The 8,744-nt window shown below is 61.8% G+C and carries 10 protein-coding genes; 6 read left to right on the top strand and 4 right to left on the bottom strand.

Features of this window, described 5'->3' with window-relative positions:
- The first annotated feature begins 26 nt into the window (after window positions 1-26).
- Window positions 27-227 carry a hypothetical protein gene (locus Q7T64_RS07745; protein WP_304793838.1) on the top strand — a complete coding sequence of 67 codons (201 nt, stop codon included), beginning with the start codon at window positions 27-29 and terminating at the stop codon, window positions 225-227.
- Between the two features lie 252 nt (window positions 228-479).
- On the opposite strand, the gene Q7T64_RS07750 is transcribed toward Q7T64_RS07745, so the two are convergent.
- Complete coding sequence (locus Q7T64_RS07750; protein ID WP_304793841.1) at window positions 480-1,511, bottom strand: XdhC family protein; 1,032 nt, start codon at window positions 1,509-1,511, stop codon at window positions 480-482.
- 114 nt (window positions 1,512-1,625) lie between these two features.
- Here Q7T64_RS07750 and Q7T64_RS07755 point away from each other — a divergent pair, with 114 nt between their 5' ends.
- Complete coding sequence (locus tag Q7T64_RS07755; protein WP_304793844.1) at window positions 1,626-2,210, top strand: nucleotidyltransferase family protein; 585 nt, start codon at window positions 1,626-1,628, stop codon at window positions 2,208-2,210.
- Between the two features lie 28 nt (window positions 2,211-2,238).
- On the opposite strand, the gene Q7T64_RS07760 is transcribed toward Q7T64_RS07755, so the two are convergent.
- Complete coding sequence (locus Q7T64_RS07760) at window positions 2,239-3,150, bottom strand: YihY/virulence factor BrkB family protein (protein ID WP_304793847.1); 912 nt, start codon at window positions 3,148-3,150, stop codon at window positions 2,239-2,241.
- Window positions 3,151-3,224: 74 nt separating this feature from the next.
- Between Q7T64_RS07760 and Q7T64_RS07765 the strand changes: the two genes are divergently transcribed.
- A complete protein-coding gene (locus tag Q7T64_RS07765; RefSeq protein WP_304793849.1) occupies window positions 3,225-3,716 on the top strand; it encodes a cupin domain-containing protein in 492 nt (163 codons plus the stop codon).
- A 227-nt stretch (window positions 3,717-3,943) separates the two neighbouring features.
- On the opposite strand, the gene serC is transcribed toward Q7T64_RS07765, so the two are convergent.
- Window positions 3,944-5,023: a 3-phosphoserine/phosphohydroxythreonine transaminase gene (gene serC / locus Q7T64_RS07770; RefSeq protein ID WP_304793852.1), complete on the bottom strand. Its 1,080-nt coding sequence runs from the start codon at window positions 5,021-5,023 to the stop codon at window positions 3,944-3,946.
- Window positions 5,024-5,198: 175 nt separating this feature from the next.
- Between serC and Q7T64_RS07775 the strand changes: the two genes are divergently transcribed.
- From Q7T64_RS07775 to Q7T64_RS07785, 3 genes are read left to right on the top strand one after another with little or no spacing between them, the layout of a single operon-like run.
- The gene (locus Q7T64_RS07775; RefSeq protein WP_304793855.1) at window positions 5,199-5,792 is read left to right on the top strand and encodes a chromate transporter; all 594 of its coding nucleotides are present in this window, start codon (window positions 5,199-5,201) and stop codon (window positions 5,790-5,792) included.
- Window positions 5,792-6,370: a chromate transporter gene (locus Q7T64_RS07780; protein ID WP_304793858.1), complete on the top strand. Its 579-nt coding sequence runs from the start codon at window positions 5,792-5,794 to the stop codon at window positions 6,368-6,370. Before Q7T64_RS07775 ends, Q7T64_RS07780 begins: the two co-directional genes overlap by 1 nt.
- A 9-nt stretch (window positions 6,371-6,379) precedes the next feature.
- A complete protein-coding gene (locus Q7T64_RS07785; RefSeq protein ID WP_304793862.1) occupies window positions 6,380-7,324 on the top strand; it encodes a DMT family transporter in 945 nt (314 codons plus the stop codon).
- A gap of 4 nt (window positions 7,325-7,328) precedes the next feature.
- On the opposite strand, the gene Q7T64_RS07790 is transcribed toward Q7T64_RS07785, so the two are convergent.
- Window positions 7,329-8,744: glutamine--tRNA ligase/YqeY domain fusion protein (locus Q7T64_RS07790; RefSeq protein WP_304793867.1), on the bottom strand; the 1,416-nt coding region annotated here is incomplete at its 5' end.

An 8,744-nucleotide genomic window follows, 5' to 3' on the forward strand; every position in this document is an offset into this window, starting at 1 on the left:
CCTGGCAATAAGCTTGAGTTCCGGAAATGAATCAGGAGGAGTCTTTGCTATCTCGTTCGAAGAAGGATTACAACAACACGGCGCCCCTTAAGGATCTGATGACTGCGCCGCCGATGTCGCCCGAGCGGCACGCAGAAATCAATCGGGAACGCATTCGCGGCAGGCGCATGCTTGAGGATATGACCCAGCAAAGGGCCAATAACCGGAACGACGTCTTGTCCGAATAACAGGCAACATGTCGTTCGCGGTTCAGGATCCGGCGCTGGTCAGGCAGGCGAACAGCAAGGCACGATGTTGCAGGGCAGTGTCACAGCGGCTTACCTGCTTTGCCGTGTGATTGATTGACGATTTTGACTTTCTGACCGGCATGCGCCCGGAACGGGTGCCTGTCACACAAAAAAACAGCCATCCCGCAAGAAAAACAAAAAAAAAGCGCCACCTGCAGGGTGGCGCCGGGTCTGCAAGCTACGCAGGCTGTCCTATTCCACGCTGCGCACGCCGCAGACATCTTCCGAATTGCCGACGTTCATCGCGCTCTTTGCGTGCTCCACCCGCATCTCGTCCGGCAGTGACACGCCATTTTTCACGGCGGTCAGTTCGGCCAGGATCGATATTGCGATTTCGGACGGGGTCTTGCTGCCGATATAGATGCCGATCGGGCCGTGCAGGCGGGAAATCTGGGCTTGCGTCAGGTCGAATTGCATCAGTCGTTCACGCCGCTTGGCGTTGTTGGAACGGGAGCCGATTGCGCCAATGTAGAAAGCATCTGATTTCAGTGCTTCCATCAGGGCCAGGTCGTCGAGCTTGGGGTCATGAGTGAGGGCCACGACGGCGCTGCGGGTGTCGAGTTGCATGGCAATGACCAGGTCATCGGGCATTTCATGCACCACTTCAACGCCCTCCACGTGCCAGCCTTCGCGGTACTCTTCGCGCGGATCGCACACCGTGACGTGGTAATCCATGCCCACCGCAATTTGCGCCAGGAAACGCGACAACTGGCCGGCGCCGATGATCAGCAAGCGCCAACGCGGGCCGTGGATGGTGGTGAGCGCCATTTCCGACACTTGCAGGTTCATGCCCGGACGAGCCTGGCTGAGCATCACGGCACCGGTTTGCAAGTCCAGGCGTCGCGCCACCAATTGGTGCCGCCCCAGGCGTTCCAGCATGTCGGCGATGCCGCTGCTGGCCGATAGTGGCTCGATCGCCAATTGTATGGTGCCGCCGCAGGGCAAGCCAAAGCGGTGCGCTTCGTCGGCGGTGATGCCGTAAGTGACGATTTCAGGCTTGGTACGGGTGATGCCGTGCTTGCGAACGCGATCGATCAGGTCATCCTCGATGCAGCCGCCCGACACCGACCCGACCACCCGGCCATCATCGCAGATCGCCAGTGTTGCACCTTCCGGCCGCGGGCTGGAGCCCCAGGTCTTGATGACCGTGATGAGTTCGCAGCGCCGTCCGGCGTCTATCCACTGCGCGCATGTTTTCAGTACTTCAAGATCGATGCTGTCCATGGCCTGATTGAGCTTCAAATGAGAGCCAGTAGTCTACACCTCACCGGGCCAGGCCGCCAAAGCGGGCCATTGCCGCACGCAGCGCGTCGCCAGCAATGATAATCTGTCGATTCCATGCAAGCACCCAGCCCCCACATCGTCGCCATCCTGCTCGCCGCCGGCCGCGGCAAGCGTTTTGATCCCGCCGGCCAGCAGGACAAGTTGCTGCAGCGCCTGCCTGGCGGGCAGTCGGTGGCGGCGCAGTCGGCCGCCAACCTGAAGTCGGTGTTCGCGCGCGTGGTCGCCGTGGTGCGGCCAGGCCAGCAGCAGCTATTGGACGTGCTCGGCGATGCCGGTTGCGAGACCACGGTGTGTGACGATGCTGACCAGGGCATGGCCAATTCCTTGCGGCAAGGCCTGGCGCTTGCCGGCGATGCCCACGCATGGGTAATTGCGCTGGCCGACATGCCTTTCGTGCAGGCCGCTACCTTGCAGCAATTGCGCGCCGGCCTGGAGCAAGGGCACGGTATCGTGGCGCCGACTTGCGGCGGGCGGCGCGGCAATCCGGTCGGCTTCAGCAGGCAGTACCTGGAAGCGCTGCGAGAGTTGCAGGGCGATGCCGGCGCGCGCTCATTGCTGGCCAGTTGCCCGGTGCACAACGTGGAAGTGACCGACCAGGGCATATTCCGCGACATCGACACGCCCGCCGACCTGGCCTGATGCCCGCGGGCTGCGGCCAGGGACGGTGTCAGGTCAGGGGTGGATCAGTCCGGATTGGCTGCGGCGGCTGCACGATCGGCTCGGATTCTATCCGCTCGAATTCCGAAATCACCTGTCCGCCGTAGAGCAGGAGCGCTGCCGCCAGTTCCAGGCTGAGCAGCACGATGATGGCGGTCGTCAGCGAGCCGTAGACCAGGCTGACTTGCGACAAGGTCGCAAAATACCAGACCAGCAGGTGGCGCGTGATTTCCCACAGGACGGTGGCGGTGACGCCGCCAATCAGCGCATGGGAAACCGAAAGCCGTCCGACCGGCATGACCAGGTAGATCGAGGTCAGCAGGAAAATTTCGCCAGCCACGCCGAGCAGGTACAGCAACAAGCCTGACAGCTTGGCCAGCGACCAGTCGCGCCCGAGCAGCATCACGCTTTCTTCGCCGATCGTTTCCAGCCCGGCTGAAACGCCGGTGACCAGCAGCAGGCCGATGCCGAGAAAAAAAATGTAGCAATACGGCAGCAGGGCCGAGACCAGGAAATGGCGGCGCCGGATTGCGACCCGGTGCACGAAGATTACCGACATTGCGTTTTCCAGGACGGTGAACGCCAGCGAACTGAAAAAAAGCATGGTCAGCAACAGCACCGGTCCCAGTACTTCGCGATGGCGCAGGAAGTTCGACAGTTCCGCCACCAGCGGCGCGGAGTGCCCTGGGGCGATCCATTCCAGATAGCGCTGTATCGTCTGCAGCAACTCTTGCTGGTCGACGAAATGGGACAGCCCGATCACGGCCAGGATCAGGAGTGGGACGATGGAAAGCAGCGCATAATAAGCCACTGCGCCGGCCAGCAGCAGTCCCTGGTTGGCGCGGAATGCCCGCAGTGTCTGCAAGGCAAACATCAGGGGATGCTGCAGTATCCGGGACACCCGGGGATCGCGCAGCGTCATTGTCGGCTACCTATAATAGAAGCAGCTTGCGTGCGCGCCGCACGCGAACCTGCCCGCCCGGAGAGCAAACCAGAATGAGCGATGAAAACTTGGATGCGAATGTCAGTGTGGATTGGCGTTTGCATGGTGTCAGGGTAGTGCCGGGCAACAGCCTGGATACGAACACAGCGCAAACCCCCGGCATGAACCGCGCGGCGGCGATCGACCTGGCGCGGGTGGGTGCGCAAAAGCTGTGGGCCGGCACGGTGACGATCCATCCGCGCGCAAAAACCGGCGCCCATCATCATGGTGCGCTGGAAAGCGTCATTTATATCGTGCGGGGTCGCGCACGCATGCGCTGGGGCGAGCAACTGGAATTCGTGGCCGAAGCCGGTCCGGGCGACTTCATTTACGTACCGCCCTATGTGCCGCACCAGGAAATCAACGCCAGCGACGAAGAGGCGCTGGAGTGTGTGTTGGTGCGTAGCGATAACGAGGCGGTCGTGATCAACCTGGATATTGCTGCTGTTGAAAAGCAGGAGGAAGTGCCGTGGATCGACCCGATCCATCGGCATCACCACGACTAGGGAACAGTGCTGCGGAAAACTCTGATCATCGGAACAGCAGGACGAGGATCAGGATGAGGACGATAGTGCCGAGGCCTATATACATGGCTAACTCCAATGACTGGTAAAGATGTGAACATACGTCATGTATGTCCACAGCTCTGTGCGGCAAGTCACTTAGTTGAGCGGCACCACGCTATTTGATGAGGTGCATCAAGCCTTGACATGATGCAGCAGCTAGTTACGCATCAGCCGTGCGCGCGTTCGAACTCTTGCATGTATGAAACCAGCGCGCGTACGCCTTCCATCGGCATGGCGTTGTAGATGGAGGCGCGCATGCCGCCAACGACGCGATGTCCTTTCAATTGCACCATGCCGTTGTTCTCGGCGCCCCGCAGGAAATCGGCATCCAGTTTCGGGTCGTGGAGGTGGAACGGAATGTTCATCCGTGAGCGGTCGCTGCGCGCGACGGGATTGACGAAAAAACGGGTCGTGTCGAGGTAGTCATACAGCAGCGCCGCTTTGGCGATATTGTGCTGTTCGATCGCCGCCACACCACCCTGTTCAAGCAACCATTCGAACACCAGCCCGGCAATGTAGATGCCGTAGGTCGCCGGCGTATTGAGCATTGAACCGGCCGCGGCCTGCTCTTTCCAGTTGAAGGCCGACGGCGTGATCGGCAGCGCACGGCCGAGCAGCTCGTCGCGCACGATCACCAGTGTCAGTCCGGCCGGGCCGATATTCTTTTGCGCACCGCCGTAAATCACGCCGTAGCGGGAGACGTCGATGACGCGCGACAGGATGTGGGACGACATATCGGCCACGATCGGCACCGCGCCAGTATCGGGAACCCAATGGTATTCAACGCCGCCGATGGTCTCGTTGGTGCAGATATGCACGTAGGCGGCATCCGGATCGAGCTGCCAGTCCTGCTGCGGCGGCACGTAGGTGAAGTTGCGGTCCTCGGACGATGCGGCGACATTCACGGTGCAGTACTTGCCGGCTTCCTTGATCGATTTCTTGGACCATTCGCCGGTGTTGACATAGTCGGCGCCAGTGCGCCCGTCCAGCAGGTTCATCGGGATGAAGGCATTTTCGGCCATCGCGCCGCCCTGCAGGAACAGTACGCGGTACCCGGGCGGAATGTTGAGCAACTGGCGCAAGTCCGCTTCGGTTTTTTCGGCGATGCTGATGAATTCGCGTCCGCGGTGGCTCATCTCCATCACCGACATGCCGCTGCCGTGCCAGTCGAGCATTTCGTCGGCAGCACGTCGCAGGACCGGTTCGGGCAGCACGGCGGGGCCGGCGCTGAAATTGAAGATGCGCATGGATTTCCAGTCAAAGGCGTAACAGCTACGCGGGTCGGGTACGGGATCGGCAGTCGACCGCTATCGAACGAGCGACGGCGGGAGGAGCTCGCAATTATGACGGAAGTGCGCAAACCCTTGCAAGCCAGCCGATAGGGGGACTATGGGCTGTTGGCGAGCGGCTTATAATGTGGGGATGCAACTTTCTCCTGCTCCTGATCCGCAATCCCGCAACGGCCCGACGTCACTGACTGACCTGTTCTGGACATTTACCGCCCTGGCGCTGCAGGGCTTTGGTGGCGTGCTGGCGATCGCCCAGCGCGACCTGGTGGAAAAGCGACGTTGGTTCACGCGCGAGGAATTCCTCGATGAATGGTCGGTCGCGCAGATCATGCCGGGCTCCAACATGATCAACCTGGCGCTGATGGTGGGCGGGCGCTACTACGGTCTGCGCGGCGCGCTGTCGGCGCTGGCTGGCATGCTGACCGGCCCGATGGTGGTGCTGTTGCTGTTGGCGGTGGCGTATTCCCAGCTTGCGAACAATCCCGGTGTGGCCGGCGCCCTGCGCGGCATGGGCGCCGTGGCGGCCGGCCTGCTGATGGGCGCCGGCGTCAAGCTGGCGCCAGCGCTGAAGGTCAACCCGCTGGGCCTGGCGCTGTGCGCATTGCTGATGGTGCTCACCTTCGTGGCGATCGCCTTGCTGCGCTGGCCGCTGATGCTGGTGATCCCGGCGCTGGGCGTGGTGGCCTGCATGGCGGCCTGGTTCGCCCTGCGCAACAAGGAGCAGTGATGGTTTTGCACTTGAGTCCAGCCGACTGGCTGTCTTTGTTCGGACATTACCTGGCGCTGTCATTGCTGGCCATTGGCGGCGCGGTCACGACCATCCCCGAAATGCATCGCTACCTGGTCGGCGACAAAGGCTGGGTGAGCGATCCGCAATTCAACGCCTCGATCGCCATCGCGCAATCGGCGCCCGGACCCAATGTGCTGTTCGTGCCCTTGCTGGGCTGGATGGTCGGACTCAACAACGGTTCGATGTGGTGGGCCCTGTTCGGTGTGCTGGTGACGATGGTGGGCATCATGCTGCCGAGCGCCACGCTGACCTACATGGCAGCGCAATGGGGGCATCGCAATCGCGACCTGCGCTCGGTGCGCGCATTCAAGCATGGCATGGCGCCGCTGACGGTCAGCGTACTGGTCGCAACCGGCTGGATCCTGGGCAGCGCCCATAGCGATCCTGCGCGCGACTGGCCCTTGTGGGTAATGACGCTGATAGCGACCCTGTTTGTCGCATTTACCCGCGTGCCCTTGCTCTGGTTGCTGGCCACCGGCGCGCTGGTCGGCTGGCTATTTTTCTCCGGTCAATGAGCCTGACAGATGCGTAATCAAAGTTCGCCGGACAGCACGCCCGCGCCGGTTGCGCCAGGCGGGGCCGGCAACGGTGGGGACAAGGGCAGGTACGGCACGCTGCTGGCCTGGTTTTTCGTGATTGTCTGGGGTTCGGGCTTTTTGGCCAGCAAGACTGGCATGTTGTATGCGCCGCCTTTTACCTTCCTGACATTGCGTTATCTGTTCGCGCTGGCGTGCATGGTGCCGCTGGTGCTTCTTTCGGTGCGGCGCTGGCCGGGCTCGATGCGCGAGGTGGGTCATCTTTGCGTGGCCGGCCTGCTGATGCATGCGATCAATCTCAGCGGCAGCCACTACTCCCAATACCTCGGCATGTCAGCCGGGAATACCGCGCTGATCCTGGCGCTGCAACCTTTGCTGACGGCGGTCTTTGCGCAGTGGCGCATGGGTGAGCGCTTGAACGGGGTTCACTGGGCCGGCATCCTGATGGGACTGGGTGGCGTGGCACTGGTGGTCTGGCCCAAGCTGAACCTGCAAGCCATGGCCATCGGCAGCCTGGCGTCGGTGATGATTTCCCTGTTGTCGATTACGGCCGGCACGCTGTACCAGCGCGTGTACTGCCCGCAAGTCGATCTGCGGGTTGCTGCGCTGATACAGTTTGCCGCCTGCCTGCTGTTCGTGGCGCCGCTGGCTTACCTGGTCGAAGGTTTTGTCATCGACTGGAGCTGGCAACTGGTGCTGTCGGTGATTTTCCTGGTCGTGTTCGCTTCGATCCTGGCCACCAATGTGTTCCATATCATGATGCGGCGCGGGCAGGCCACGCGCGTTACCAGCTTGTTGTTCCTGACGCCGGTGGTGGCGGTGCTGCTGGAGTGGGTCATGTTCGGCGTCACGCCGACCTGGCTGATGGCGCTGGGGATTGCGGTGACGTGCGCCGGCGTGGCCCTGGTTTCAATGCGCTCGATGCGCGGATGAGCGCCTAAGCCTTCACCCACGAATCTTTCAGGGTCACGATCCGGTTGAACACCGGCTTGCCCGGCACCGAGTCGATGCGGTCGGCGACGAAGTAGCCATGCCTTTCGAACTGGAGACGGTCTTCCGCCTGGGCGCGTTCCAGCCCCGGTTCCAGCCAGGCCTGCAATACTTCCTTGGACGCCGGGTTCAGCGCCAGCTTGAAATCCTTGCCGCCGGCATCAGGATGCGGATCGGCGAACAGGCGGTCGTACAAGCGGACTTCGGCTTGCGTCGCGTGGGCGGCGCTGACCCAATGGATATTGCCCTTGACCTTGTAATTGGCCGATCCTTCGGTGCCGCTCTTGCTGTCGGGGAAGTACTGGCAATGGACCGCGGCTACGTGGCCGTTGTCGTCCTTGTCAAAGCCGGTGCACTCGACCACATAACCATAGCGCAGCCGTACCTTGTTGCCAGGGTAGAGCCGGAAGTAGCCCTTGCTTGGCAGTTCCATGAAGTCGTCCTGCTCGATCCACAATTCACGGCTGATCGGAAAGTGGCGCAGGCCGCGTTCCGGGAAGTGCGGATGCACCGGTGCGCTGCATTCGCTGACCAGGCTTTCCGGGAAATTGTCGATGATCAGCTTCAGCGGGCGCAACACGGCCACCGAGCGCGGCGCTTTCTGGTCCAGGTCGTCGCGCAGCGCGCCTTCCAGCGTGCTCATGTCGATCCAGCTGTCGGCCTTGGCCACGCCTATGCGCTCGCAGAATAACTGCACCGATTCGGGCGTGTAGCCGCGGCGGCGGATGCCCACCAGCGTCGGCATGCGCGGATCGTCCCAGCCGTCGACGATGTTTTCTTCGACCAATTGCAGCAGCTTGCGCTTGCTGGTGATCGCGTAGGTCAGGTTCAGGCGGGCGAATTCGTACTGGTGCGGCAGCGGCTTGCGGAAAAAACCGCCTTCGGCCAGGCGTTCGAGTATCCAGTCGTAAAACGGCCGGTGATCCTGGAATTCCAGCGTGCAGATCGAGTGCGTGACGTTTTCCAGCGCATCGGAAATCGGATGCGTGTAGTCGTACATCGGGTAGATGCACCACTGGTCGCCAGTGCGATGGTGATGGGCATGGCGGATCCGGTAAATCGCCGGGTCGCGCATGTTCATGTTGGGCGAGGCCATGTCGATCTTTGCGCGCAGCACATGTTCGCCATCGCGGAATTCGCCACTGCGCATGCGCCGCAGCAGCGCCAGCGATTGGTCCGGTGTGCGGTCGCGAAAGGGCGAGGCGCGGCCGGGCGTGTTGAAATCGCCGCGCGCAGCGACCATTTCTTCCGCCGTCTGGCTGTCGACGTAGGCATGACCGGCGCCGATCAGGTATTCGGCCATTGCATACAGTTGCTCGAAGTAGTCGCTGGCGAAGTGCAGATGCGATTTTGTTCCCTGCGC

Origin of the sequence: Lacisediminimonas sp. (assembly GCF_030645335.1) — a bacterium.
In the GTDB taxonomy this organism is placed as follows: domain Bacteria; phylum Pseudomonadota; class Gammaproteobacteria; order Burkholderiales; family Burkholderiaceae_D; genus Lacisediminimonas.